This window comes from Dietzia sp. B32 (assembly GCF_024732245.1).
Lineage (GTDB): Bacteria > Actinomycetota > Actinomycetes > Mycobacteriales > Mycobacteriaceae > Dietzia.
On the sequence record NZ_CP093845.1, the window covers coordinates 2,317,717 to 2,343,859 of the forward strand.

Annotated in this window: 21 protein-coding genes, 1 tRNA gene and 1 pseudogene; 13 read left to right on the plus strand and 10 right to left on the minus strand. The window is 69.7% G+C overall.

Going from position 1 to position 26,143, the window contains the following annotated elements; translation table 11 throughout:
* Positions 1-15: 15 nt before the first annotated feature.
* From L8M95_RS11060 to L8M95_RS11095, 8 genes are all read left to right on the plus strand, one after another.
* Positions 16-903, plus strand: a complete 888-nt coding sequence (locus L8M95_RS11060) for a glycoside hydrolase family 16 protein (protein ID WP_260486191.1) — start codon at positions 16-18, stop codon at positions 901-903.
* 74 nt (positions 904-977) lie between these two features.
* Positions 978-3,197, plus strand: coding sequence for a phosphotransferase (locus tag L8M95_RS11065; RefSeq protein WP_260486192.1), 2,220 nt, complete (start codon positions 978-980; stop codon positions 3,195-3,197).
* A gap of 76 nt (positions 3,198-3,273) precedes the next feature.
* Positions 3,274-4,956 carry a hypothetical protein gene (locus tag L8M95_RS11070; protein ID WP_260486193.1) on the plus strand — a complete coding sequence of 561 codons (1,683 nt, stop codon included), beginning with the start codon at positions 3,274-3,276 and terminating at the stop codon, positions 4,954-4,956.
* Positions 4,953-5,354, plus strand: coding sequence for a hypothetical protein (locus tag L8M95_RS11075; protein WP_260486194.1), 402 nt, complete (start codon positions 4,953-4,955; stop codon positions 5,352-5,354). The genes L8M95_RS11070 and L8M95_RS11075 overlap by 4 nt, the downstream gene beginning before the upstream one ends.
* Positions 5,355-5,396: 42 nt before the next feature.
* Positions 5,397-5,479: transfer RNA gene (locus L8M95_RS11080), tRNA-Leu, on the plus strand.
* A gap of 434 nt (positions 5,480-5,913) precedes the next feature.
* Entirely contained in the window at positions 5,914-7,500 is a 1,587-nt protein-coding gene (locus L8M95_RS11085; RefSeq protein ID WP_260489234.1) for a Re/Si-specific NAD(P)(+) transhydrogenase subunit alpha, read from the plus strand.
* Positions 7,501-7,504: 4 nt separating this feature from the next.
* A complete protein-coding gene (gene pntB / locus L8M95_RS11090) occupies positions 7,505-8,926 on the plus strand; it encodes a Re/Si-specific NAD(P)(+) transhydrogenase subunit beta (RefSeq protein WP_260486195.1) in 1,422 nt (473 codons plus the stop codon).
* Positions 8,927-9,060: 134 nt separating this feature from the next.
* Positions 9,061-10,500 carry an NAD-dependent succinate-semialdehyde dehydrogenase gene (locus L8M95_RS11095; RefSeq protein ID WP_260486196.1) on the plus strand — a complete coding sequence of 480 codons (1,440 nt, stop codon included), beginning with the start codon at positions 9,061-9,063 and terminating at the stop codon, positions 10,498-10,500.
* Between the two features lie 91 nt (positions 10,501-10,591).
* Here L8M95_RS11095 and L8M95_RS11100 read toward each other — a convergent pair whose 3' ends face one another.
* Entirely contained in the window at positions 10,592-11,914 is a 1,323-nt protein-coding gene (locus tag L8M95_RS11100) for an ammonium transporter (protein ID WP_260486197.1), read from the minus strand.
* Positions 11,915-12,135: 221 nt separating this feature from the next.
* Here L8M95_RS11100 and L8M95_RS11105 point away from each other — a divergent pair.
* A pseudogene (locus L8M95_RS11105) lies at positions 12,136-12,990 on the plus strand (NAD(P)/FAD-dependent oxidoreductase); the annotation flags it as partial.
* A 70-nt stretch (positions 12,991-13,060) separates the two neighbouring features.
* On the opposite strand, the gene L8M95_RS11110 reads toward L8M95_RS11105, so the two are convergent.
* Complete coding sequence (locus tag L8M95_RS11110; RefSeq protein WP_260486198.1) at positions 13,061-13,537, minus strand: hypothetical protein; 477 nt, start codon at positions 13,535-13,537, stop codon at positions 13,061-13,063.
* Between the two features lie 47 nt (positions 13,538-13,584).
* On the minus strand, positions 13,585-14,898 hold the full coding sequence (locus L8M95_RS11115) for an acyl-CoA dehydrogenase family protein (RefSeq protein ID WP_260486199.1): 1,314 nt from the start codon (positions 14,896-14,898) through the stop codon (positions 13,585-13,587).
* Between the two features lie 147 nt (positions 14,899-15,045).
* Between L8M95_RS11115 and L8M95_RS11120 the strand changes: the two genes are divergently transcribed.
* On the plus strand, positions 15,046-16,002 hold the full coding sequence (locus L8M95_RS11120) for a TIGR03620 family F420-dependent LLM class oxidoreductase (protein ID WP_260486200.1): 957 nt from the start codon (positions 15,046-15,048) through the stop codon (positions 16,000-16,002).
* Positions 16,003-16,184: 182 nt separating this feature from the next.
* Here the strand turns inward: L8M95_RS11120 and L8M95_RS11125 are convergent, their stop codons facing one another.
* Positions 16,185-16,715, minus strand: a complete 531-nt coding sequence (locus L8M95_RS11125; protein ID WP_260486201.1) for a hypothetical protein — start codon at positions 16,713-16,715, stop codon at positions 16,185-16,187.
* Positions 16,716-16,756: 41 nt separating this feature from the next.
* On the minus strand, positions 16,757-17,137 hold the full coding sequence (locus L8M95_RS11130; protein WP_260486202.1) for a hypothetical protein: 381 nt from the start codon (positions 17,135-17,137) through the stop codon (positions 16,757-16,759).
* Between the two features lie 121 nt (positions 17,138-17,258).
* On the opposite strand from L8M95_RS11130, the gene L8M95_RS11135 reads away from it, so the two are divergent.
* Positions 17,259-18,707 carry an MFS transporter gene (locus tag L8M95_RS11135; RefSeq protein ID WP_260486203.1) on the plus strand — a complete coding sequence of 483 codons (1,449 nt, stop codon included), beginning with the start codon at positions 17,259-17,261 and terminating at the stop codon, positions 18,705-18,707.
* 52 nt (positions 18,708-18,759) lie between these two features.
* Here the strand turns inward: L8M95_RS11135 and L8M95_RS11140 are convergent, their stop codons facing one another.
* The 5 genes from L8M95_RS11140 to L8M95_RS11160 form a co-directional block, all read right to left on the minus strand.
* Complete coding sequence (locus L8M95_RS11140) at positions 18,760-18,999, minus strand: zinc ribbon domain-containing protein (RefSeq protein ID WP_260486204.1); 240 nt, start codon at positions 18,997-18,999, stop codon at positions 18,760-18,762.
* Between the two features lie 50 nt (positions 19,000-19,049).
* A complete protein-coding gene (locus tag L8M95_RS11145; protein ID WP_260486205.1) occupies positions 19,050-19,937 on the minus strand; it encodes an alpha/beta fold hydrolase in 888 nt (295 codons plus the stop codon).
* The gene (locus tag L8M95_RS11150) at positions 19,924-20,472 is read right to left on the minus strand and encodes an SRPBCC family protein (RefSeq protein WP_260486206.1); all 549 of its coding nucleotides are present in this window, start codon (positions 20,470-20,472) and stop codon (positions 19,924-19,926) included. Before L8M95_RS11150 ends, L8M95_RS11145 begins: the two co-directional genes overlap by 14 nt.
* Before the next feature lie 88 nt (positions 20,473-20,560).
* The gene (locus L8M95_RS11155; protein ID WP_260486207.1) at positions 20,561-22,825 is read right to left on the minus strand and encodes a catalase; all 2,265 of its coding nucleotides are present in this window, start codon (positions 22,823-22,825) and stop codon (positions 20,561-20,563) included.
* Positions 22,826-22,949: 124 nt separating this feature from the next.
* The gene (locus tag L8M95_RS11160) at positions 22,950-23,687 is read right to left on the minus strand and encodes a TetR/AcrR family transcriptional regulator (protein WP_260486208.1); all 738 of its coding nucleotides are present in this window, start codon (positions 23,685-23,687) and stop codon (positions 22,950-22,952) included.
* A 93-nt stretch (positions 23,688-23,780) separates the two neighbouring features.
* On the opposite strand from L8M95_RS11160, the gene L8M95_RS11165 reads away from it, so the two are divergent.
* Entirely contained in the window at positions 23,781-24,908 is a 1,128-nt protein-coding gene (locus tag L8M95_RS11165; protein WP_260486209.1) for a phosphotransferase family protein, read from the plus strand.
* 88 nt (positions 24,909-24,996) lie between these two features.
* Positions 24,997-26,103, plus strand: coding sequence for a hypothetical protein (locus L8M95_RS11170; protein WP_260486210.1), 1,107 nt, complete (start codon positions 24,997-24,999; stop codon positions 26,101-26,103).
* Positions 26,104-26,143 lie beyond the last annotated feature (40 nt).

Sequence of the window (26,143 nt, forward strand, 5' to 3'; positions counted from 1 at the left end):
CGGACACGGAGGTGGGTGACGTCCGCGACGGCGGTGCCCGTACTGGTCGCACTCGCGGCCGCGTCGGCGTGTTCGGTCGACGTGCACCTGGGGGAGAACCGTGTCGTCCCGCAGACGGCCCGGCCGATCCCTCCACCGGACGAGGGTGTACGTCCACAGGGCGTCGCCATGAACGACGCCCCGCTCATCCTCGACGAGGAGTTCGACGGAACCGGGCTCGACACCGGCGTCTGGAACACCTGCCACTGGTGGGACAACGGTGGGTGCACCATCGCCACCAACAACGAGCTGGAGTGGTATCTGCCCGGCCAGGTCCGGGTCGCTGACGGAACCCTCCGGCTCACCGCCGAGCAACGCCGGGTCGTCGGCGCCGAGGGGCGGACCTTCCCGTACGTGTCCGGCATGGTCAGTACGGGTCCCCCGAGGTACGGCGCCGAACCGAAGGTCGCGTTCACCTACGGGACCGTGGAGGTCCGGTTCCGCGCGCCGATCGGGGCCGGCCTGTGGCCTGCGATCTGGATGCTCCCCGCCAATCAGGAGTCGAAGCCGGAGATCGACATCTTCGAGGCGGTCGGACAGCGGCCCGGGCAGGCGACCATCTACTTCCACCCGGACCCGGAGCTGAATCTCCCGGCGTCCCACACTCTCGTCCAGCTCCCGCCGGGAGTGGACATCGCCGACACCCACACCGTTCGACTCCACTGGTCCCCGAATCGCCTGGAGTTCTTCTTCGACGGGGAGAAGGCCTGGGAGGTCACCGGCGAACAGGTGCCGGACGAACCGATGTACCTGGTGATCAATCTCGCCGTCGGCGGTGACTTCGGAGGGCAACCGGACCAGTCGGCGACTCCGGCGACATTCGAGATCGACTACGCGCGTATCTGGTCGGGAGGTGCGCCATGACCGGTCTGGTCACGACTGTCCGGAGTCGGTTTCCCGCTTCCGACGCCCTGCACCTCAGTGCCAACGCGCTGATAATGAGCACCGCGGTGACCTCGGTCGCCGGTCTGGCCTTCTGGGCCCTGGCCGCCCGGTGGTTGCCGGCCGAGACGGTCGGCATCGGGACCGCGCTCGTCTCCGTCCTCACCCTGCTCGCGAACCTGGCCACGTTGGGACTACGCAACGGCCTGGTCCGCTTCCTCCCGGTGGCCGGTGGGTCGACTCGACGTCTGATCACGGGTAGCTGTCTGGCCTGCGCGCTGGCCGCCGTGGCCCTGTCAGGGGTGTTCCTGGTCGGGCAACCGTGGTGGGCCGGACATCTGGGATTCCTGCGCGACAGTGCGCTGACGATCGGTGCGTTCGCCATGTCCACGGTGGTGTGGGTGCTGTTCGTACTCCAGGACCACGTGTTGATCGGGCTCCGGAAGAGTGTCTGGGTGCCGGTGAAGAACCTGGCCTACTCCATCGGCAAGATCGCCGCCCTCCCGGTGGTGACGGTCCTGTCGACGTGGGCGGTACTGGGGGCGACAGTGCTCCCGGCGGTCCTCGCCGTGGCCGCGGTGGCCGTGCTGGTGGTCCGGCTGACCCGGCCGGCCGTGGTCGGTCAGGGTCGCGACACCGCGGTATCGGTTCCGCAACTGGCCAGATTCGCCGCGGCCGATCAGATCGCCTGGATGGTCTGGGTCGCGACGCCGCAGGTGCTCACGCTGATCGTGCTGCACCTACGCGGGCCGGAGGCCAGCGCGTACTACTACATGGCCAATATGATCGGCTACTCCCTCTACCTGATCACCAGCAACATCGGCAGTGCGCTGATCGCGGAATCCGTGTACGACCCGATGCAGGCGGCGACGCACGCGCGCACGGCTCTCAGGCACAGCATCCGGCTGGTCCTCCCGTTGGCCGTGGTGGGGGTTCTCGTCGGACCGTTCGCGCTGCGGCTCCTCGGGGAGGACTACGCCGAGAACGCCGGCACCGCGATGCAGTTGATCATCCTGTCCGCTCTACCCCAGACGATCGTCGGGATCAGCGTGAACACCGCCCGGGTGCGCCGGGACATGTCGACTGTCGTCACCACGTACGTATTCCTCGCGGTGGCGATCTGGGGCGGCAGCTGGGTCACGCTGCAATGGTGGGGCGTGACCGGGGTGGGAGCGACGATCCTCGTGGCGCAGTCGCTGGCCGCCCTCGGACTCGTCCTGTCCGGTCGTACCGGACTCGCCACCGGCCCGCCGACCCTGGACTCCGCGTGGGCGGCGGTCGCACGATTGTCACTGGCGGTGCGTCACCTCGGGGCCCGCCGGGACGAACGTCGGCGGGTGCATCCGGCACTCGCCGCCTGCGGCGTGTCGGGCTCTCCGGAGACGCGCACTCTCAAGAGCGACTCGGACACCCTCGTCGCGGCCGTCTCGGGGCGAACCGGGGAGTTCGTCGTCAAGATCGCCACGTCGGAGGCCGCGGACCGGAACCTCGCCCGGCACGTGGGTACCGTCTCCGCACTGCGGGACCGGTGCGATCCCGGATTCGCGGACCTGCTCCCACGGGTGCTCGACCTCGGGGTGGTGGGGGAGCGCACCGTCGTGCGCGAGACCCTCCTGCCAGGTCGGACCTCCGACGCCGACGCCGAGCAGGCCGCCGCGGCGGCGATCACCCGCCTCCACATGGCCACGGCGCGACCGATGGTCGTCACGCCGTCGCTGGTGGAGCAGTGGGTCGACCTCCCGATCTCCGCGGTACTCGGTCTGAACCCCGGTGAACGACACGCTGAGGAGGTCGACCACCTGGCCGGGTTCCTGCGCGAGCGTCTCCTCGGCCGGTCCGTCATCGTGAGCTGCACCCACGGCGACTTCTGGCCGGGCAACGTGCTGGTGTCCGACGAGCATCGACGGCCGGTGATCACGGGGATCGTCGACTGGGAGAACATGATGGACCCCGGACTCCCGGACGCCGATCCGGTGCACTGGTACCTGTCCACGAGGCCGGTCGACCTCGGCTCAGCCGTGTGCGCGGCACTCGACGACCCGGGGTCACTCGTGCGGCACTTCGACTCCGCCGGTATCTGCCTTCCCAACCCACAACTCGACCCGGAATCCGTCGTGGTGTTCGCATGGCTGTGGCACGTGGCCAACACCGTGACGCGCTCGACGAGGAACGGGCCCGGCCGGTTCTGGACCGCCCGGAACGTCCATCCGGTGCTCCGACGTTTCAGGTCGGATGTGCCCTGCGTGACGGGAGGAACAAGTGCTCGACACGCGTGAGGATATGCACCTGCGACACCGGCAACCGGCGAAGCACCGGCGGAAGCGGTCGCGGCCCGGAACCCCCCTCGGGTCCGTGCGGCCCCAGTCGGTGGCACTACTGGCCGTCGTCGCCTCGATCCTGTTGTGGTGCGTCGGGTTCTCGGGGTCGGACCCCCGTGAGATGGGGGAGCTCGGGCTGCTGTCGGACTTCAACACCGCGATCGTGGCCGCGATCATCCTGCTGCTCGGCAGCACGTTGGTGTGCATCTACCAGCACCGTCCCGGTTGGGTGATCGGTACGCATCTCGTCACCTATCTCGCACTGGTCCACGGGACTCCTGCAGTGCTCTACGACACCGCCAGGTATTCGTGGACGTACAAGCACGTGGGCGTCGTCGAGTACATCCTGCGTACCGGCGCGGTCGACCCGGGTATCGACTCCAACCCGATCTACCACAACTGGCCCGGGCTGTTCGCCGCGAGTGCGCTGGTCGCCGACCTCGGCGGAGAGGGGGCTGCCGACGCGGTCGCGCTGTGGGCTCCGCTCGGCTTCAACCTGATCCTGCTGGTGGTCCTCCGGTACCTGTTCCGTGGCTTCACCGGCCGTCCCGCCGTCGTCTGGCTGGCGCTGGTGCTCTACTTCACGATGACCTGGGTCGGTCAGGACTACTACTCTCCGCAGGCCGCCGTCTACATCCTGTACCTCGGGATGATCGGTCTGCTCATCCGCAATCCACGCGGCAGCGCGATGCGGACTCTCGTGTTCTCCGTCCTGGTGGCGGCGATGGCGGTGACCCACCAGATCACTCTGGTCATCCTCCTCATGGCGGTCGCCGTTCTGGTGGCGACGCGGCAGACCCGCGGGTGGTACCTGCCGGTCATCGCTGTGGCCATCGTCTCTGCCTGGGCCCTGACTTTCGCCGGTGACTACACCATCTACAACTTCCGGGATCTGATCTCCGGGTTCGGACAGCCCCTCTCCAACGCCGACGCCACGTTCAGCAAGTCCGACGGTGCGGTCGGTGCGCAGCGGTGGGTGGTCTGGGGCGACAGGTTCACCGTCGCCGCCGGGGCCGCGTTCGCCCTGCTGGGGGTGTGGCGAACTCGTCGCGAGGGAACACTGCACTGGGCCCCGGTGGTCCTCATGCTCGTGCCCGTCGCCGTCCTCGTGCAGATGTCCTTCGGCGGTGAGTCCCTGCTCAGGGTCTTCCTGTTCTCCGCCCCGTTCATCGCGTTCCTCGCCGCGGAGGCCTGCGCGCCGCGTGTCGGTTCGGGCGCCTTCGATCAGCGTCGGTTCACCACGGCGGTGCTCGCACTGGTGTTGATCGTGCCCGGGTTCCTGCTCGGCTACTACGGCAAGGAACGGTACAACTACTTCACCGACCAGGAGATCGCCGCGGCCCAGTGGATCGCCACCAACGCGCCCGCCGGCTCCCTGCTGGTCGAGGGCGATGTGAACTACCCGCGGCAGTCCCACGGCTACGAGAAGTTCACCTACGTCCCCATCGCCTTCGAGCCATCGGTGGATCGCCTCCTGGAGCGGCCCGAGGACACCCTTCACCAGTGGCTGTCCAACCCGAGATACACCGACGGGTACGTCGTGATCACGCGGTCACAGAAGATCGGTGCCGAGATGTACGGGTCGCTCCCGGCCGGCGCGCTCACGGACCTCGAGCGCGATCTGGCGGCGTCCTACCTGTTCCGTGTGGTTCACCACTCGGGCGATGCCACGGTCTTCACACTGTCCGAGTTCGGTAGGAGGGTGGAGGCCCGATGAACGGCAACAGGACCGCACGGATCCTCATCGCGGGAGTGATCCTGCTCGTACTGGTGATCGTCCCGATCGTCGTGGAGACCGCTCGGCTCCCGTACCTGGTCGGGTTCTGTCTGTTGGCGCCCGGGTGGGGGTGGGCGCGTCGGATGGGGTCGGGCGACGGGGGCGACAGGCTCGCGCTCACCGTGGTGATCAGCATGAGCGCGTCGATTCTCGTGGCGACCACGATGGTCGCGACCGACACGTGGTCCGCGCCGCTCGGCGTCGCCGCGCTCGCCGCGGTCACGGTCCTGGGATTCGTGCCGCACCACAGGCCGGGGCGGGCCGGGGGCGGCTCGCGGACGGCCGCCGACCGTCCGGGCGTGGTCCGGACGGCCGACGTGGCCGGGCAGGCCGATTAGTACGAGCCGAACGCCACGTGTTAACGTATCCGGGCGTTACTCGGGCGAGTGGCGGAATGGCAGACGCGCTGGCTTCAGGTGCCAGTGTCCTTCGGGACGTGGGGGTTCAAGTCCCCCTTCGCCCACAGAGCGGGTACACCCCGGGTCGTCAGCAGGAGACGACCCGGGGTGTTCTGCATTTCGGAGGCCGCGCCGGAAAAATATGGCATGTGTCACACGGCTCGCGAAAATGCCCAAACTGGCTTCAGTCCGGCGCACAGTGTCCCGTAGGGTAACCCGGAAGTTCGTCCGGGAGACGTGGCACCACCCTGCCCGCCCCGGAAGACGACGCCATGACGGCGGACGAAGCAGGGGTCACCATCCCACCCCGAGCCGCTTCGTGAGCTCTGATCTCGGATCGGTGACTGGAGCGCACCCCGGAAAAGCACGTGCCGGGCCTGTGGAGAAAACGTAGAACACGCCAAAACTCGAAACGTCAGAGCCGGGGCACACGCGTCGGCTCGCTCACAACGCAGTAAAAGGATGACCTATGGCTTCGAGCCTCGAAGAGATCCCTGATATGAAGCCGGACCCCGATGTCCGCGATGCCGGCGATGCGCCGTCCGTGATCGGTGTGGTCGCCGAGTCCAACCCGGCGGAGAACCGCGTGGCGGCGACGCCCGAGACGGTCGCGAAGCTGATCGGCCTGGGATACCGGGTCGTGGTGGAACACGGTGCCGGTACCCGCGCGGAGTTCGCCGATGCCGCCTATGCGGACGCCGGCGCCGAGCTCGTCGACGGTGACGCCGCGTGGACCGCTGATGTGGTGATGAAGGTCGCCGTGCCCACCGAGGCCGAGGTGGCGCGGGTTCGTTCTGGCGCGACCCTGGTCGGGTTGTTGGCACCGGCGCAGAACGAGCACCTGCTCGGTGTGCTCGCCGAGCGCGGCGTGACCGCACTGGCGATGGATGCGGTCCCCCGCATCTCGCGGGCGCAGTCGATGGACGTGCTGTCCTCGATGGCCAACATCGCCGGCTACCGCGCCGTGATCGAGGCCGCCCACCACTTCGGTCGGTTCTTCACCGGCCAGGTCACCGCGGCGGGCAAGGTCCCGCCGGCCAAGGTCCTGGTCGCCGGCGCGGGCGTGGCCGGTCTGGCCGCGATCGGGGCCGCCTCCAGCCTCGGCGCCATCGTGCGCGCCACCGACCCGCGGCCCGAGGTGGCCGACCAGGTCAAGTCGATCGGCGGCGAGTACCTGCCGGTCGAGGTGCCGGAGGAGGAGAAGGTCGTCTCCACCGACGGCTACGCCAAGGCCACCAGCCAGGCCTATGACCGCGCAGCCGCCGACCTGTACTCGTCGCAGGCCGCGGACGTGGACATCATCATCACCACGGCGCTGATCCCGGGCCGTGCGGCGCCGCGGCTCATCACCGCCGCCGATGTGGCCACCATGAAGCGCGGCTCGGTCATCGTGGACATGGCCGCCGCACAGGGCGGCAACGTCGAGGGCAGTGTGGCCGACGAGGTCGTGGTGACCCCCAACGGCGTGACGATCATCGGCTACACCGACCTGGCCGGGCGTCTGCCCGCGCAGGCCTCACAGCTGTACGGCACGAACCTGGTCAACCTGACCAAGCTGGTCACCCCGGACAAGGACGGCGCCTGGGCGCTGGACATGGACGACGTGGTCCAGCGGGGCGTCACCGTCACCCGGGACGGCGAGATCATGTGGCCGCCCCCGCCGGTGCAGGTCAGCGCCGCCCCCGCGGCGGCGGCCCCTGTCGCGGTGGCCGAACCCAAGCCCGAGAAGAAGCCGATGTCGGCGGGGGCCAAGCTGGGCCTGATCGCGCTGGGTATGGCGTTGCTGCTGGTGCTGGTGGCGATCGCCCCGGGCGAGATGCCGCAGCACATCACCGTGTTCGTGTTGGCCATCGTGATCGGCTACTACGTGATCGGCAACGTGCACCACGCGCTGCACACGCCGCTGATGTCGGTGACCAACGCGATCTCGGGCGTAATCGTCGTGGGAGCGCTGCTGCAGATCGGCATCGACAACACCCTGGGCCTGGCCCTGGCCGCCATCGCGATCCTGGTCGCCTCCATCAACGTCTTCGGCGGTTTCGCCGTGACCCGTCGCATGCTCGCCATGTTCTCGAAGGGAGCCTGAGACCATGTCACTCGTGACTGCCGCGAACGCGGCGTACCTGGTTGCAGCGCTACTGTTCATCCTCTCGCTGGCCGGTCTGTCGAAGCACGAGACCGCCCGTCGCGGTCTGACCTTCGGCATCTCCGGCATGGCGATCGCATTGGTGGCCACGGTGGTGCTGGTGCTCGATCACCAGCCCGCCACGGTCGGCATCGTCCTGATGGTCGTGGCCGTGCTCGTCGGTGCCGCGGTCGGCCTGATCCGCGCCCGTAGCGTGCAGATGACCGAGATGCCCGAGCTGATCGCCCTGCTGCACTCATTCGTCGGCCTGGCCGCGGTGCTGGTGGGCTGGAACGGCTACATCGAGCCCGAGCTGCACGGCGAGCTCACCGGTTCACTGCTCGGCATCCACCACGCCGAGGTGTTCATCGGCGTGTTCATCGGCGCGGTCACCTTCACCGGATCGATCGTCGCGTACCTGAAACTGTCGGCCAAGATGAAGTCCGCGCCGCTGGTGCTGCCGGGCAAGAACCTCATCAACGCCGGCATCCTCGTCGCGTTCGTGGTCCTGACCGTGTGGTTCGTCATCTCCCCGGCGCTGTGGATGCTCATCGTCGTCACCATCCTGGCCCTGGCGCTGGGCTGGCACCTGGTGGCCTCCATCGGCGGCGGCGACATGCCCGTCGTGGTGTCGATGCTCAACTCCTACTCGGGCTGGGCCGCCGCGGCGACCGGTTTCCTCCTGGGCAACGACCTGCTCATCGTCACCGGCGCGCTGGTGGGCTCCTCGGGTGCGTACCTGTCGTACATCATGTGCAAGGCCATGAACCGCTCGTTCTTCTCCGTCATCATGGGTGGCTTCGGTATCGAGGCCTCCTCCGGTGAGGACAAGGACCACGGTGAGCACACGGAGATCGACGTCGCCGGCGCAGCCGAGCTGCTCGCGGGTGCGTCCTCGGTCATCATCGCGCCCGGCTACGGCATGGCCGTGGCGCAGGCGCAGTACCCGGTCGCCGACCTCACCCGCACCCTGCGCGAGCGCGGCGTCGACGTGCGCTTCGCCGTCCACCCGGTCGCCGGCCGCCTGCCCGGTCACATGAACGTGCTGCTGGCCGAGGCCAAGGTGCCGTACGACATCGTGCTCGAGCTCGACGAGATCAACGACGACTTCGCGGATACCGACGTCGTGCTGGTCATCGGCGCCAACGACACCGTGAACCCGGACGCCGCCGAGGACCCGGGCAGCCCGATCGCGGGAATGCCGGTGCTCCACGTCTGGGAGGCCGAGAACGTCATCGTGTTCAAGCGGTCGATGGCCGCCGGCTACGCCGGTGTCCAGAACCCGCTGTTCTTCCGCGAGAACACCCAGATGCTGTTCGGCGACGCCAAGGACCGTGTCGGCGACATCCTGGCCGCGGTGAAGGACCAGCAGGGCGCGGGCGTCTGACGCCCACACACGCGGGGCCGGCGTACGATCCGGCCGGCCGGGCAGGGGCGGTTCCCTTCGGGGGACCGCCCCTGCCCGCGTCTTCCCGCCCCGGGCGGCGCGACGCCCCGGCCGGGGCGGGTAGAAGTGGGGACATGACCTACCCGGATACCCGCCTGTTCATCGACGACCAGTGGACCGACTCCGCCGACGGCCGCACCATCGACGTGCTCAACCCGGCCGACGGCAGCGTGATAGGCACGGTCGCCCACGCCACCACCGCCGACCTCGACCGAGCGCTCGCCGCCACCGAACGGGGCTTCGAGGTGTGGCGGGACACGACCCCGGCCGGGCGCAGCAGGATCATGCGCGCCGCTGCTCAGCTGCTGCGCGATCGGGCGGGGGCCATTGCCCGGATCATGACGCTCGAGCAGGGCAAACCGCTTCGTGAGGCGAAGGGCGAGATCCTCGCGGCGGCCGACATCATCGACTGGTTCGCAGACGAGGGGCTCCGCGCGTACGGACGGCTCGTTCCCCACCGCACCGACATCACCATCCGACAGATGGTGGTCAAGGATCCGGTCGGGCCGGTGGCGGCGTTCACGCCCTGGAACTTCCCCGTCAACCAGGTGGTCCGCAAGATCGCGGCCGGATTGGCGTCCGGCTGTTCCCTCATCGTCAAGGCGACCGAGGAGACCCCGGCCAGCCCCGCGGAGCTCATCCGCGCCTTCGCCGACGCGGGGATGCCGGCGGGTGTGCTCGGTCTGGTCTACGGGGACCCCGCCGAGATCTCCGGCCATCTCATCCCGCACCCGGTGATCCGGAAGATCACGTTCACCGGGTCGACGGCCGTCGGCAAACAGCTCGCCGCGATGGCGGGGCAGCACATGAAGCGCAGCTCGATGGAACTCGGCGGTCACGCCCCGGTCATCGTGTGTGATGACGCGGACCTGCAACTGGTCGTCGAGAGCATGGGCCCGATGACGTTCCGCAACGCCGGGCAGGTGTGCATCTCCCCGACGCGCTTCCTCGTGCAGAACGGTGTCCGCGACGAGTTCGCCCGCGCGCTCGCCGACCACGCCGACCAGATCCGGGTCGGCAGCGGACTCGAGGACGACACCACGATGGGCCCGCTGGCCAACGACCGTCGACTCGCGGCGATGAGCGAGTTCCATGACGACGCGGTCGGGCGCGGCGCCGAGGTCCTCACCGGCGGCCACCGCATCGGCGAGGCGGGCAACTACTGGGCGCCCACCGTGTTCTCCGGAGTGCCGACCGAGGCGCGGTTGTTCAACGACGAGCCGTTCGGCCCCGTCGCGGGCGTCCGCGGGTTCGATCAGCTCGACGAGGCGATCGCCGAGGCCAACCGCCTTCCCTACGGACTGGCCGGTTACGCCTTCACCGGATCACTCGCGAACGCCGATCTCCTCACCCGGAGGGTCGAGGTGGGGATGCTGTGGGTCAACATGCCGTCCATGCCCTCGGCCGAGTTGCCGTTCGGCGGGGTGAAGGATTCCGGTTACGGCTCGGAGGGTGGACCCGAGGCCATGGAGTGCTACCTCAACACCCGGTCGATCGCGATCCGGAACGTCTGACCCGCGGCCGGGCACGACGAACCCCGGGGTCCGCCACCTGTTCTGATCGAACGGGCAGCAGACCCCGGGGCCACGGGAGTCGCGTGAGGTGTCAGCTCTTCGTCGTGTTCACCACCTCCTCCGGGGTCGTCTCCGCGGCCTCGGCGGTTCCGAGGCCGTCCTGGAAGTACGCCATCTCGCGGTGGTAGGCCTTGTCGAGGCCCTCGAGCTCGTCGTCCTCGGTGACGCGGAGCCCCATCGTCTTGTGGAGCACCACCGCGATCAGCAGGGTCACCAGGAACGAGTAGGCGATCACGGCCACCGTGGCGAGGGTCTGCGCGCCGAGCTGCCCGAACCCGCCGCCGTACAGCAACCCGGCCTCACCGACCGGGGAGGCCGGATCGGCGATGACGCCGATGAGCAGCGTGCCGATGACGCCGGCGACGAGGTGCAGGCCCGCCACGTCGAGTGAGTCGTCGTATCCCAGACGGAACTTCAGGCCCACCGCGTAGTGGCACACCACACCGCAGATCAGGCCGACCGCGATGGCACCGAGGGGGCTCACCGACGAGGCGGCCGGGGTGATGCCGACCATGCCTGCGACCAGCCCGGACGCCACACCCAGGGTGGTGGGGTGCTTGGCCCGGACCTGCTCGGTGATCATCCACGCCAGGGCCCCGCACAGGGCGGCGACGACGGTGTTCAGGGCGGCGACACCGGCGGTGTTGCCCGCGGCGACCGCCGAGCCGGCGTTGAACCCGATCCAGCCGGCGAAGAGCATCCCCGCGCCGAGGAACGTCAGCGGGACGCTGTGCGGCCGGTTCACCGTGGGGAACCCGGCGCGACGGCCGAGGACGAGCACCAGGGCGAGCGTGGCGATGCCGGCATTGATGTGGATGGCGGTGCCGCCGGCGAGGTCGATCGCCCCGAGGCCGTTGGCGATCCACCCGCCCACGACCGAGCCGTCCTCGGAGTCGAACGCGAACACCCAGTGGGCGACGGGGAAGAACACGAGTAGCGGCCACACGGTGGCGAAGACCAGCCAGGTGGAGAACTTCATGCGGTCGGCGACGCCGCCGGCCACCAGGGCGACCGTGATGCCGGCGAACAGCAGCAGGAACCCGGCGAACAGAGCGGGCGGAAGCCCCGGCGTCTCCGGCTCGGCCATGACCCCCCGGAGCCCCAGGAACTCCACGGGGTCGCCGAGGAGTCCTGCCCCGCCGATCGAATCGCCGAAGGTGAGGGAGTACCCGACGACGACCCACAGCACGGCCATGATCGCGACCGCGCCGATCGTCATCATCATCATGTTGAGCGTGCTGCGGATGCTGACCATGCCGCCGTAGAACAGGGCGAGTCCGGGCACCATCAGCGCCACGGCGACCATGGCCGCGAGCACCCAGGCGGTGTCTGCCGCCGCGATGGCTACGTCCATCTGTCTCTCTTTTCTGTGCAGGCCACCGGGGGCGGCTGTCGGGATAAGCGAACGTTTCACAGTGTGATCCCGCGTTGCTCACCAGCGCGTATCGCGGCTGTTGCCATCTGGTTACCGGATCAGGCCCAGCGGCACCGCACTACGTCGAACGCGCGTGTCACCGCAGGTGAGGGGTGCAAATGCCGCCCGTTCGAGCCTTAACCGACGGTAACCATCACCGTGTTTCCGCTCAGTACGTCGACCCGGACCGGATGGCCGAGCTGTGGCCGGGCCTCAACGTGGAGGACGTCGCCGCTGCTGCATGGGAGCCCCGGGGCGGGCGCGGAGAGGCGTACATGACGGGGATGGCGTTCGCGGCCGCCGCGCGTGCCCGCGGGGTGCGGGTCCGTCAGAGCACCCGCGTGGTCTCGCTGCTCCGCGGCTGTGGGGACCGGGTCGTGGGCGCCGAACTGGCCGACGGCACGGAGGTCCATGCCGAGCACGTGATCCTCGCGACCGGCGTGTGGGCCCCGCAGCTCGCCGCCACGGTCGGGTTGGACATCCCGGTCCGCGCGCAGCGCGCCCAGCTGGTGATGGTCGATCAGGGCGAACCGCTCGGGCAGGTCCCCACGCTGTCCGACCTGGTGGGCCTGCAGTACCTGTGCCGTGAGCCCAACGGGGAGATCCTGGCCGGCAACTCGGACCACACCTCGCCGCAGTTCATCGACCCCGACGCCTACTCCAACCGGGCCGACACCCGGACCGTGGAGAAGGTCGTCGAGCGGCTCATGCACCGCCTGCCGGACATGCCCGATCCGTCGATCACCGGTAGCTACGTGGGCGCGTACGACACCACGCCGGACTACAACCCGATCATCGGCCCGTCGCCGATCGAGGGGTTGTTCCTCGCGGTGGGGTTCTCCGGCCACGGGTTCAAGATGGCGCCCGCGGTCGGTCGACTGGTCGCGGAACTGCTCACGGAGGGGACGACGACGATGAGCGGCGTCGACCCGGACGATTGTCGGTACGCCCGGTTCGCGGAAGGGCGTCCCACGACGAGCCTCAACCCGTACGTGGGCGCCGGCGAGATGCGCTGAGTCGCAGGGCCGGGCACGGACCCGCCCGGCGGGCGGGGTGAGCGGCGGGTTTCACGTGGAACTCGGTCGTTCACTCCTTCTTGAGCGCGTCCGTACACCGCAGCCGCAACTTCTCGAGCTCGCGGCCGTGTTCCTCGGCCCGCTCGACCAGCCTCTCCAGCGTGGGCCGGGGGAGCCGCGGGTCGCCGATGTCGAGCAGCGCCTTGAAGCCGAGCGTCTTACCGGTCACCGCGAGGGTCAGGGCCTCGAGCTCGACGAGGTCACTCAGGGGAGAACGCTCGGCGACGCGGCGGTTCGGCTTGAGCTGCCCGAACTTCTCGGCGGCCTTGGCGGGCAGGTCCTTGAGCAGCGAGGGCGACGTCCCCGCCAGCGTCATCAGCTCCTCGAGGCTCTGGAGGTCGTCCACGGTCTCGTCGCCGATCCGGGCCACGATCTTCCTGGTCTCCGGGTCCTGGTGGTCCTCGGCCACGCGGCGGAACAGGTCGATCCCTGCCGCTGCACCGGCGTGGTGGTCCTGCATGTACGTGTGCAACATCTCGGTGGCCATGTACTGACGGTACGAGAGCGGGCCGCGGTAGCAACCGGACGAGCGCCTCAGCGCGCGAGGAGCCCCTTGGCGATGTGGGTCACCTGGATCTCGTTGCTGCCGGCGTAGATCATGAGCGACTTGGCGTCCCGGGCGAGCTGCTCGACCCGGTACTCGGCCATGTACCCGTTGCCGCCGAAGAGCTGCACCGCGTCCATCGCCACGTCGGTGGCGGCCTCGGAGGAGTACAACTTCATCGCCGACGCCTCCGCGAGCGACAGGGGCTTGCCGGCCCGCGCGCGCTCGATGGAGTTGAAGACCATGTTGCGCACGTTCATGCGCGCCACCTCCATCTTCGCCAGCTTGAGCTGGATGAGCTGGAAGCGCCCGATCTCCTGGCCCCACAGGGTGCGCTCGCGGGAGTAGTCCACGCACAGCCGGTGGCACTCCTCGATGATGCCGAGCGCCATGGTCGCCACCCCGATGCGTTCGGCGGTGAAGCTCGACCGGGCCGACTCGCGACCGTCGCCGCCGCGGCCCTCCTCGGACTCGCCGAGCAACCGGTCCCGGCCGAGGCGGACGTTGTCGAAGAACAGCTCGCCGGTCGGGGAGCTGTGCAGGCCCATCTTCTTGAACGGCGGACCCTGCGTCAGGCCCTCCATCCCCTTGTCCAGGACAAAGGTGAGCACCTTGCGGTCGCGCGGGCTGACGTCCCGGTCGCCCTCGTCGAGCTTGGCGTAGACGATCATCACGTCCGCGTAGGGCCCGTTCGTGATGAACGTCTTCTGGCCGTTGAGGATGTAGTCCTCGCCGTCACGTCGCACGTAGGTGCGCATGCCGCCGAAGGCGTCGGAACCGGAGTCCGGCTCGGTGATGGCCCACGACGCGACCTTCTCCATGGTCACGATGCCGGGCAGCCAGCGTTCCTTCTGCGCGAGCGTCCCGCGGGACATGATCGTGGTGGCACCCAGCCCGAGGCTCACGCCGAGCGCGGAGACCAGACCCATGCACGCGCCGGCCAGTTCGCTGGTCACCACGGCCATCATGGAGTCCCGGCTCTCGAGGGCGCCGCCGGAATAGCCATCCTCGTCGTCGTCCCCCCTCCCGCCGTCGCCGCGCGGCGCGTCACCGGATGCCGCCCCGCCGCCCGCGGCACCGACCGCCGCGCCGACGGTCTCCCTCGCCCGCTCCTCGGCCAGCATCTTCTCGACCCCGTCGCGGGCCATGGCATCGATGCCGAACTCGGCGAACAGCTTCCGGATGATCGGGTACGGCGGGATCTCACCGCTCTCCAGGGCGTCGAGTTGGGGGCGGATCTCCTTGGCGATGAAGGCGCGCACGGCGTCGCGGATCATCAGGTCGGTCTCGGACCACTCGTACATCGGCGTCTCGTCTCCTCGGTGCCCGGGCGTGTGCCGCGCGTCACTGCAACACGTGTCAGCTCAGTGTGTCGCGGACGGGGCGGTGGGCGCGGCCGATTGCGGCGAATGGCCGGCCCGGAGACGACGGGGTCGGGCACACTCGGGGACATGAGTGCTCTCCGGGACAGTGCGCCGAACCGAGACCGCCGGCACGGGGCGGGCCGCGAGCAGCTCGGCCGGATCGGCCTGTGGACCGGCTCGCTGGAGGGACTGACGCCGGCGGCGATCCCCGACGTGCTCGGTGAACTCGACGACCAGGGCTGGGGCTCGCTGTGGTTCGGCGAGGCCGTCGGCCGGGAGGCCTTCACCGCCGCGCAGCTGTACCTGGGCGCCACGCGCCGGATGGCGATCGGCACCGGCATCGCCAACATCTACGGCCGCGACGCCTCGGCGGCGGGGGCGGCCGCCCGCACGATCGAGGCGATGCACCCGGGTCGGTTCGTCCTGGGCCTCGGCGTCTCGCACGCGCCGCTGGTCGAGCGCCACCGCGGCCACCACTACGGCCGGCCGCTGTCGGCGATGCGCGAGTACCTCGACGCGCTCGACCGGACTCAGCCCATGGCGGCGGGCGAGGACACCATGCCGCCGGTCGTGCTCGCCGCGCTCGGCCCCAAGATGCTCGAGTTGTCGCGCGACCGCACCGCCGGCGCCCACCCGTACCTGACCCTGCCCGAGCACACCGCGCGGGCGCGCGAGATCCTCGGCGGGACCGCCGACGACGGGCCGGCCCTGGTCGTGGAGCACGCCGCGGTGGTGGCCGAGGGGGTCGACGACGACGAGGTGTGGCGGTCGCGGGCCCACGATCACCTCAACGTCTATACGGGCCTGCCGAACTATCGGAACTCGTGGACCCGGCAGGGGTTCGACGAGTCGGACTACGTGCGCGGGGGCAGCGACCGGCTCAAGCACGCGATGGTCACCCGCGGGGTCGAGGCGACGCGGGCGCGTGTGCAGGAGCACCTCGACGCCGGTGCCTCGACCGTGCTGGTGCAGGTGCTCGGCGAGAACGTGCTGACGCCGCCGGTGGAGGACTGGCGCATCGCGGCCGAGGGGCTACTCGGCTGAGGTCTGCCAGCAGGCTTAGTGGCCCGGAGCGCGCCCTCTTCGGCTTGCGCTGCCGGAATGCACACGGATCGCCGGGGTGCGCTGCGGAAGTGGTCCATTCCGGGCGCGTAGGTCTAGCGCGGCAGCGGACCCCGGGGTGACGTGGGCTGCCGGCTCGCGTTATCCGGTTCGCCTGGTCCGCCTCAGTAGGGCACTGTCTCGACGATGATCGGACCCGCCGACGCGCCTCCGGTCGTGGTGAGTCGGTACTCGACCCGGCCCGCACCGGTGGAGATGATCGCCTGTTGCGGACTGGAGATCGGATCGGGGATACCGGTGGAGATCCGGGGCCAGGGGATCCCCGCGGTCTTCTCCCCGGTCGCGCCCGAGTCCAGATTCTTCCACGAGAGCGTGGCGGTGAGGTTGCACGGACCCACGCCGAGTACGCCGAAACCCCAGCTGACACTGGCTGAGGCCGGGTAGCCGTCGCCGTTGAGGGTGGCGGACACGATGCCCATGCACGCGCCGGTGGGGGATCCGCCCGCGGCGATGAGCCGGTCGGGAGCGGGGAACAGGAGAGGGATCGCCTGGGAGGAGTCCTGGGCATTCGCGGTGGCCGGGGCCATGACGGCAGTGGTCAGCGCGACGGTCGTGGCGGCGAGGACGGCCCCCACGGAAACGGTTACTCGGCGGGTGTCCCGCCGGGTCGTGCCGGTGGTGTTCACCCGTCCCATGCTTGCACTAAGAGAAGGGTCATACAAGGTCTGGGGCGAGGTCAGGACATCACCCCGATTGCCGCCGCGGCGGTGAGGCCGACGGTCACACACGCAAACGACGCAACACTCAGGAGCCGGAACCACACCGTGCCCGACGCGCCGGGGGAGAAGGCCATCGGCAGGAACAGCAGCGGGTTGAGCACCGTGCCGATCACGATGAGTACCTGGATCCACGCGGGGAGGTCGGGCAGGACCGCCCCGACGGCGATCACCAACACGCCCATGATCACGTAATCCAGGTGTAATTGCAGGAGACGCCGGGGCTCCCGGACCCCCGCCCTCTCGAACAGTCGGGGGAGAACGAGCTGGGCGGCCACCACCCATCCGGTCCAGGCGCCCACGGCGAGGAGGACGAGCCCGAACTTCACGAGGAACGACATGGCGGCGACGCTAACCGCGCCACCGGGGCCGGCGGGGCGGAATGAGAACCATGTCGACACCTGTCTGTAATGTCCGACAGGAGGCTCCGGACGAGAGGCTCCGTCGGGAGGACACGGGACTATGGCACCAGCTGGGGGCGGCGACACCGACAACGTGAGGTCCGACCAGAACGGCCTGGTCATGGTGTTGGCCTTCGGCGGGATCGTGGTGTCGCTCAGTCAGACGCTGGTGATCCCCCTGCTGGGGATGTTGCCCGCGATCCTCGACACCTCGGCGGCCAACGCGGCGTGGGTGGTGACCGTGACGCTGCTCGCCGGGGCGGTGGCGGGACCCCTCATGGGCCGACTGGGCGACCTGTACCCCAAGAAGTACATCCTGATCGCCTGCACCGCGGTCATGGTCGCCGGATCGATACTCTGCGCGCTGTCCTCGTCCCTGTGGCCCATGCTCTTCGGTCGCGCCCTGCAGGGAGTGGGGATCGGGGTGGTCCCGATCGGGATCGCCACCATGCGAGAGGTGCTCCCCCCGGCGCGTCTGGGGCCGGCGATCAGCATGATGAGTTCCTCCCTGGGTGTGGGCGGGGCGCTGGGACTGCCCGCCGCGGCGGCGTTGGCCCAGTACGGGGACTGGCAGTGGATGTTCTGGGGGTCGGCGGTCCTGGGGCTGGGGATCATCGTCCTCATGGGCGTGCGACTCCGCGTGATGCCTGCGGGCAAGCCGGACGGTTCCCTCGACCTGATCGGTGCGTTCGGGTTGGCGGTGGGTCTCATCGCCCTTCTCCTGGCGGTGTCCAAGGGGGCCGACTGGGGTTGGACCTCACCGGTCACGCTGGGATCGTTCATCGTGGCGGCGCTGGCGTTCCCGCTGTGGGGCCGCTGGGTGTTGCGCCATCCCTCGCCGATCGTCGACCTGCGGGTGGCTGCTCGACGACCGGTCCTTCTGACCAACATCGCCTCGATCATGATGGGCATGGGCCTCTACGCGCAGCTGCTCGTCATGCCGCAGGTCCTGCAGCTGCCGGTGGAGACCGGGCACGGGCTGGGGCAGTCGATGGTCGCCATGGGGCTGTGGACCGCGCCCGGCGGGTTGGCCATGATGGCCGTCGCGCCGCTGAGCGGTCGGCTCATCTCCACCCGTGGGCCGAAGTTCACCCTCATCCTCGGAGCTCTGGTGGTGGCCAGCGGCTATGTGTTCGGGCTGTTCCTGCTGGATTCCACGTGGGGCGTGATGCTGGCGGGCATCGTCACCAGCGGCGGCGTCGGCCTGGCCTACGGTGCGATGCCGGCGCTCATCATGGCCTCGGTACCGACGTCGGAGATGGGCTCGGCCAACAGTGTCAATGCGCTGATGCGCTCGATCGGGACGACGGCGTCCGCGGCGTTGATCGGTGTGGTTCTCACGCAGACGTCCATGGACTTCGAGGGGCTGTTCGTCCCCACCGAGGCCGGGTTCAGGATCGGTCTCGTGATCGGCTGCGGGGTGGCGCTGCTGGCCGCGGCGGTCGCGGCCACGATCCCGCCGCCGTGGGTGGAGAAGGCCGCCGCGTCCCTGCCGGCCCGGGAGAACTGACCCGCCGCCGGCCCGCCGGCTGTCGGGCCGCGCGGATGGTCTTCCTGCGGGATCAGTAGTCGCCGGCCAGGATCCCGTCGGCCTGGTCCCGGTTGATCTTCGTGCTCACCCCGCACGCCGTGCACGTCGCGGCGTACGACGACCCCAGGGGGATGAGGGGGATGAAGAAGACCGAGAACGCCCGCGACCTACGGTCGACCCGCTGTGCGGCGACGTTGCCGCAGTTCGGGCACGTGGCCCGGGCGAGCCCGAGGTTCCGGGAGGAGTTCTTGAAGCCGAAGATGAGGAACATCGGCCCAGCCTGACACCGCGCCGCGCCGCGCGCACCCGGTGTGGGGGAGCTCAGGCCCCGGGGCCCGAACCGTCCGCGGTCGACCGGGCGCGCGCGACGATCGCGTCCGCCAGCTCCCCCGGCCGCTCGTCGGGGATCCAGTGGCTGACCCCACTGAGCTCGACGAACCGGTAGTCGGCGTCCACGTGGTCGCGGGTCCGTTCGGCGCCGCCACGGCCGAGGGCCGGGTCGCGGTCACTCCACACGAACGTGGTCGGGACACGGACCGGCGCGGTCGAGCCGGAGGGTGAGGCGAAGGGCAGGGCCCGGTACCAGCCGAGCCCACCGGGGATCGCCCCGGCGGCGACCATCTCCGTGCGGTAGCGCTCGATCATCTCGGGCGTCATGCCCATCCCGGCCAGGGCCTTCTCGGGTCTAGGGCCGGCCGAGGTGAGCAGCAACTCCGGCAGGAACGGGAGTTGGAAGAGCCCGATGTACCAGGATCGCAGTAGCTGGTCGGAGGCGATCATCGCCTTGAGGAACGCGGCGGGGTGGGGCACCGACACGGCGGTTAGGCTGCGGATGCGGTCGGGGTGAGCTCCGGCGACCCCCCACGCCACGGCGGCACCCCAGTCGTGACCCACCACGTGCGCGGTCGGCACACCGGCGGCGTCGAGCAGGGCGAGGACGTCCCCGACCAGCTCCGACAGCCGGTACGCGCGCCGACCACGGGGGCGGGCGGATTCGCAGTATCCGCGTTGGTCCAGCGCCAGGGTGCGGTACCCGGCGGCGTGCAGAAGCGGTGCGACGAGGTCCCAGCTGGAGGTGCGCTGCGGGAAGCCGTGGAGCAGCACTATCACCTCGCCCTCGGCGGGCCCGGAGTCCACGGCGCGCAACTCCATGCCACTGCGGGGGAACCACAGGTCCGGGCGGTGGGCGTGCGGATCAACCGCGGACATATCCCCTCCTGACCGCCCGGTCGAGAATCCCGAGCGTCGCTCTGAGCGCCGATGCGTCCAGCACCGGCAGTACTCCCGAGTCACGCCACTTCGGGTGCGCGTCGGACCAGTCGTAGTAGCTGACGACCTCGGTCCTTGCATCGTCGCCGTCCACCGGGGTGAGGCGGTAGCCGTAGGTGTGCCCGATCGGGGGTCTGATGGCTCCGTCGATGGTCCAGGCGATCTCCGAGTCCGGCTCGAACCGGGTGATGATCACCGTGACGTCGTACTCGCCCAGGTCGTAGTCTCCGAGGGATTCGCGGTCCATGTGGACGACGAACCGGTCCCCCTCGGCGGTGACCACCGGCCCCTCGGCCGACTGGAGCATTCCCGAGGAGTCGATGGCCACGTGCCCGTCGGGATCGCAGAGCACGGCGAACACCCGGTCCGCCGGGGCCGAGATCACCCGCTGCGCCTCGAGACGCCGGTCTGCGGCGCCATCGCCGCCGGGGTGCTCCCCGGCAGGGGCCTCGCTGGTGTCGGCGTGGTCACTCATGGCCGTGACGCTACCCGCGTCCGCATCGTGCCGGGGACCTCTCGCGGTCCCCGGCACGATGCGCGTCACTCCTGCGCCGCTTCCTGCCTCAGATGCGGGCGGGGTCGGGACGCTCCCACACGCGGTGGTTGGCCAGCAGCGGCTTGAGCGCGGGCAGCACGCCGGCCGCCGCGTCCACCGCGACCACGCCCGGGGTGTCCGAGCTCAGTCCGAAGTCGACGTACCGGTCGATGGGCGCCAGGGTGGCGATGGCCTTCTTGTGCCGGTACATCTCGCTGATGAGCACGTCGGTCCGCGGGTGGGCGGGGAGGTCGACGACGACCAGGGCGTCGAACTCGATGGACCGCTGCGTCTGATAGGTCCTCGAGATCGCGACCGTCGCGTCGGGCTCACCCTCGCCCAGCCGGCCGCCGACCGGGCCGATCACGAGCGGGACCATGTCGTCGCCGAACACGGCCTGCTCGAGCTCCTTGACCACGGTGGGGTCGGAGTTCTCCGTGACGAGGATGCCGATCTGGCGCCCGTCGGACGGCCACTCCTTCCCGAGCTGGGACAACGCGGGGCTGGTGACGACCTCGACGACCGGGACCTTCGCGGGTGCGGGCAGCCCCAGCCCGGTCGCGACCGTGACCGCCAGGTCGTGGTCGATGTGGGCGAGTTGCTCGACCTGCCGGAGCTTGATGGCCTCCTCGTAGCACTTGCCCAGCTCGAACGCGTACGCCTCGGCGACGTGCGCCTTCTCCACCTCGGTGAGGCTGTTGTAGAACAGCGTGGCCTGCGAGTAGTGGTCGTCGAACGTCGCCGGTGCGTCGCGGACGATCTGCGCGTCGGCGATCTGCTGCGCCACCTCGACCAGCGCGCCATCGGTGGTGCCCGCCATGAACGGGCAGCCGCCGTCGAGGCTGTTGGGCTGGTACGGGGCCACTCCCACGTGGTCGGCGGACTGGTGGAAGCCGTCGCGGAGCATGTCGTTGACGGGGGCGTGCGGCCGGTTGATGGGGATCTGACCGAAGTTCGGCCCGCCCAGACGCGTGAGCTGGGTGTCCAGGTAGGAGAACAGCCGGCCCTGCAGCAGGGGGTCATTGGTCACGTCGATGCCCGGCACGAGGTGACCCGGGTGGAACGCGACCTGCTCGGTCTCCGCGAAGAAGTTCTTGACGTTCGCGTTGAGCGTCATCGTGCCGATCACCTGCACCGGCGCGAGCTCCTCGGGGACGATCTTGGTCGGGTCCAGCAGGTCGATGCCGTGGAACATCTCGCTGACGCCGTTCTCGTCGACCGTGTCCGGGAAGACCTGGATGCCCAGGTCCCAGCTGGGGAACGCCCCGGACTCGATCGCGTCGGCCAGGTCGCGGCGGTGGAAGTCCGGGTCCATGCCGGCGGTGATCTGGGCTTCCTCCCACACCTGCGAGTGGACGCCGAGGTGGGGCTTCCAGTGGAACTTCACCAGGCTGGTCTCGCCGGCGTCGTTGATGAGCCGGAACGTGTGGACGCCGAAGCCCTCCATCATCCGGTACGAGCGCGGGATTCCGCGGTCTGACATGTTCCACAGGGTGTGGTGCTGCGCCTCGGTGTGCAGGGAGACGAAGTCCCAGAAGGTGTCGTGCGCGCTCTGGGCCTGCGGGATCTCGCGGTCCGGGTGCGGCTTGGCGGCGTGGACGACGTCGGGGAACTTGATGGCGTCCTGGATGAAGAACACCGGGATGTTGTTCCCGACCAGGTCCCAGGTGCCCTCGTCGGTGTAGAACTTGGTCGCGAACCCGCGGGTGTCGCGGACGGTGTCGGCGGACCCGCGGTTGCCGAGCACGGTGGAGAAGCGGACGAAGACCTCGGTCTCCTTGCCCTCGGCGAAGACCCCGGCCTTGCAGACGCTCGCGGCCGCGCCGTTGGCCTTGAAGACGCCGTGCGCGCCGGCGCCGCGGGCGTGGACCGCGCGCTCCGGGATGCGCTCGTGGTCGAAGTGCATGATCTTCTCGCGCAGGTGGTGGTCCTGGAGCAGGACCGGGCCGCGCCGGCCGGCCTTCTGCGAGTGATCGGTGTCGGAGAGCCGGGCGCCCTGGGCGGTGGTGAGGAACTGCCCCTGCTGGCGCATGACCTCCTCGCGGGCGGTGACCGAGCCGGGCGGCTCCGCGCCGGTCGGGCCGTACGGGGTGGCGCCCTTCTGGTCGGCCTTGGGCGGCAACGGGCTGGTGGGCTCGGTCGGTTCCTCGAGGGACGGCGGCCGGGACCCCGGGGTGCCGGGGACGACGTCGGCGCTGCCGACCAGGTCGTCGGCGAGTTGCTCGGCCTTGTCGACGATCTTCTCGGCGGCGGACCGGGCGGTGGACTTGGAATCTGACCTCTTGTCGGGCATGGCGCTCCTTCGCGGGTGGGAATCGTGCGTCCGGGACCTACTGGCTCCGTGGAGCCATGCGCGGAATTCTGCCCGTGCTCGCGTTCCCCGCAACCGCTCGCGACCCACCTGCCGGGAGCGCCTGTTACCCGCCCGCCCCGGTCCCGGGGTCCTGGTGTGTCGGGGTCGGCGGCGCCAGCGCCTCCGCCAGGAAGTGCGCTGCCCGGGCGCTGTTGAGCGCGATGTCGTAGTCCGGTGATTCGCGCCAGTAACGGATGACCGAGATGTAGGTGGAGCCAACCATCTGGGCGAGGAAGCGCAGCGGCAGGTCCTCGCGCACCTCCCCGGCGGGCACTCCCGGGGCCAGTACCCGGGCCATGGTGGACGTGAGCTGCTCGGTGCGGGCGGCACTCACCGCGGGGACCGCGAGTTCGCGCTCGAGCTCGCCGGTCAGCGATGCGAAGTAGACCGGAGCGGCGGCGGCGGTGGCCGCGACGTCCTCGAACAACCGATCGAGTCGACCGGAGGTGGTCAGTGGCTCGGACAGCAGGTCGTCGACCAGCAGTCCGAGGGTGGCCACGTGGGCGTCATGCAGTGCGATGACGATGCCGTGCTTGTTCTGGAAGTAGTTGAAGAACGTCGCGCGGGAGACGCCGGCGGCCTCGGCGATCTCCTCGGCCGTGGTCTCGGCGACGCCGCGCTCGGCGAAGAGCTGACGGGCGGCCTGCAGCAGGCTCGTGCGGACCGCGTGCTTGTTGTGCGCGCGCCGGGACGAGTCGGGCGGCGGCTCGGTGTCGATCGGAGGCCACGTCTGCATGTGTCGTCCCGTCCCCTCGTCGGCGGTCCCGGCGACTCGCGGAACGTCCGGGCCCACGATATCCATCGACGCAAAATCTAGACGCCAGTCTACGTTTATGGTGTGATCTACCTCACCGCCCTGGATGAAGGGCATTTCACCGGAAGAAGGACACGAGACATGAGCCAGGAAGTGACGGCGGACGACGTCAAGAGCGACATCATCACCTCGACCACCGACCTCGACGAGGTCAGGGCCCGGATGGAGACGTGGCTGGCCGAGCGGGTGGGCAGCGCCGGCGCGGTCCGGGTGACGTCCATCCGGCGCCCCGAGAGCTCGGGCATGTCGAGCATCTCCGTCCTGCTCGACGCCGAGTGGACCGCTAACGGGCGCGACGAGCGCGCGGAGTTGGTGGCCCGACTCGCGCCGGAGGCCTCTTCGTTCCCGGTGTTCCCCGACTATGACCTGGCCGGGCAGGCCGCCGTGATGCGCGCCGTCCGCGAGCGGACCGACCTGCCGGTGCCCGACGTCCGCTGGGTCGAGGACTCGCCCGAGATCCTGGGCGTGCCCTTCCTGGTGATGGACCGTGTCTCCGGCCGGGTCCCCGTCGACAACCCGCCGTACGTGTTCGGCGGCTGGGTGGTGGAGGAGCTGGACGAGACCGGCCGGGCGCGGGTGCGCGACGTGAGCGTGGACGTCCTGGCCCGGGTTCACGGCACCCCGGACCCACGGACCGCGCTCGGCGACGCCGCGCCGGCCGCCGGCCTCGACAGTCTCCGGGCCCATGTGGAGAACGAGCGCGCCTACTACGAGTGGACCCGCTGCGAGGACGGCCTCCGGATCCCGGTCCTCGAGAAGTCGTTCGACTGGATCGAGGCCAACTGGCCCGCCGAGCTGTCGCCCGACGTGTTGTGCTGGGGTGACGCGCGGATCGGCAACGTCATGTTCGACGGGGTCGAACCCGCCGCCGTGCTCGACTGGGAGTCGGCCACCCTCGCTCCGCCGGAGCTCGACCTGGGCTGGTTCCTGTTCTTCCACGACATGTTCCAGGAGATCGCCGAGCAGTGGGACTTCCCCGGCCTGCCCGATCTGTTCCCCCACGACGTGGTGGTCGCCCGATACGAGGAGCTCACCGGGTCGCGGGTCCGCGATCTGGAGTTCTTCCGCACGTACGCCGCCCTGCGCCACGGCATCGTGATGTCGCAGATCGAGCGCCGCCGCGTGCACTTCGGCGAGGTCGAGGCGCACGAGAACCCGGACGAGTACGTCCTGCACCACGCCATGCTCGCGCGGATGATCGCCGACTGACACCCGGGCGGACCGACCGCACCGCCACCGCACCACACCGCCGCCCCCCGGCATGTACCGCCGGCCCAGAGAACTCCCAGGAGAGCCCATGACGATCAAGCCCGCGCCACTCGACGAGTACCCGGTGCACCAGTCCCCGTTGTCGATGTCGCAGGTCGCCACGAGTGACCGCAACTTCTACGACCGCTACTACTTCAACGCTCATGACCGGACCGGGGACGTCTATCTCGTCACCGGCCTCGGCGTGTACCCCAATCTCGGCGTGATCGACGCCTTCGCCACCGTCCGGCAGGGCGACCGGCAGCGCTCGGTCCGCTTCTCCGACGCCAGCGACGAGCGGTCCCTCGACTCCGTCGTGGGCGGGTACCGGGTCGAGGTGATCGAGCCGCTGCGGACCGTCCGTCTGGTCTGCGAGCACGAGGACCTCTCGTTCGACCTCACCTGGCACGGCTCGTTCGAGGCGGTCCTCGAGGAGCGGCACATGCTGCTCGACGGGCCCCGGCCGATACTCGACGCGACGCGCTTCGCCCAGGTGGGCAGCTGGTCCGGCACGCTCAACGCCGAGGGCACCGACTACACCGTGGACCCGGACGTGTGGATGGGCACCCGGGACCGCTCGTGGGGCATCCGCTCCAGCGGCGAGCCCGACCCCAAGGGCCGCTCCGCGGACGAGCCCCGTGAGGGCTTCTGGTGGACCTACGTCCCGCTGCGGTTCGACGACTTCGCGCTGATGATCATCATGCAGGAGAGCCCGGACGGGTACCGCACCCTCAACCACGCCACCCGCACCTTTGCCGACGGCCGGATCGAACAGCTGGGCTGGCCGCGCACGGAGGTGTCCTACCGCAGCGGGACCCGGCACCCCGAGTCGGCGCGGATCCACCTCACCACGCCCACCGGCGAACCCCTGGTGGTGGACGTGGACACGCTCGGGTACATCCCCCTGAGCATGGGTTCGGGGTACGTCCAGGACCCCGACTGGACGCACGGCGTGTGGAAGGGCCGCGACTGGAGCCTGTCCACGGCCTACGACCTCGCCGATCCCGACGTGCAGGCGTTCATGCCGTTCCAGACCATCGACCACGTCGCCCGCGCCACCTGCAACGGGGCCGAGGGCTGGGGCATGTTCGAGCACGCCGTGATGGGCAGGCACGACCCGAGCGGGTTCACGGACTGGACCGATCTGGCCCGATGACGACACCGCCCGGTGAAGCCGTCTGAGAATTCTTCACACC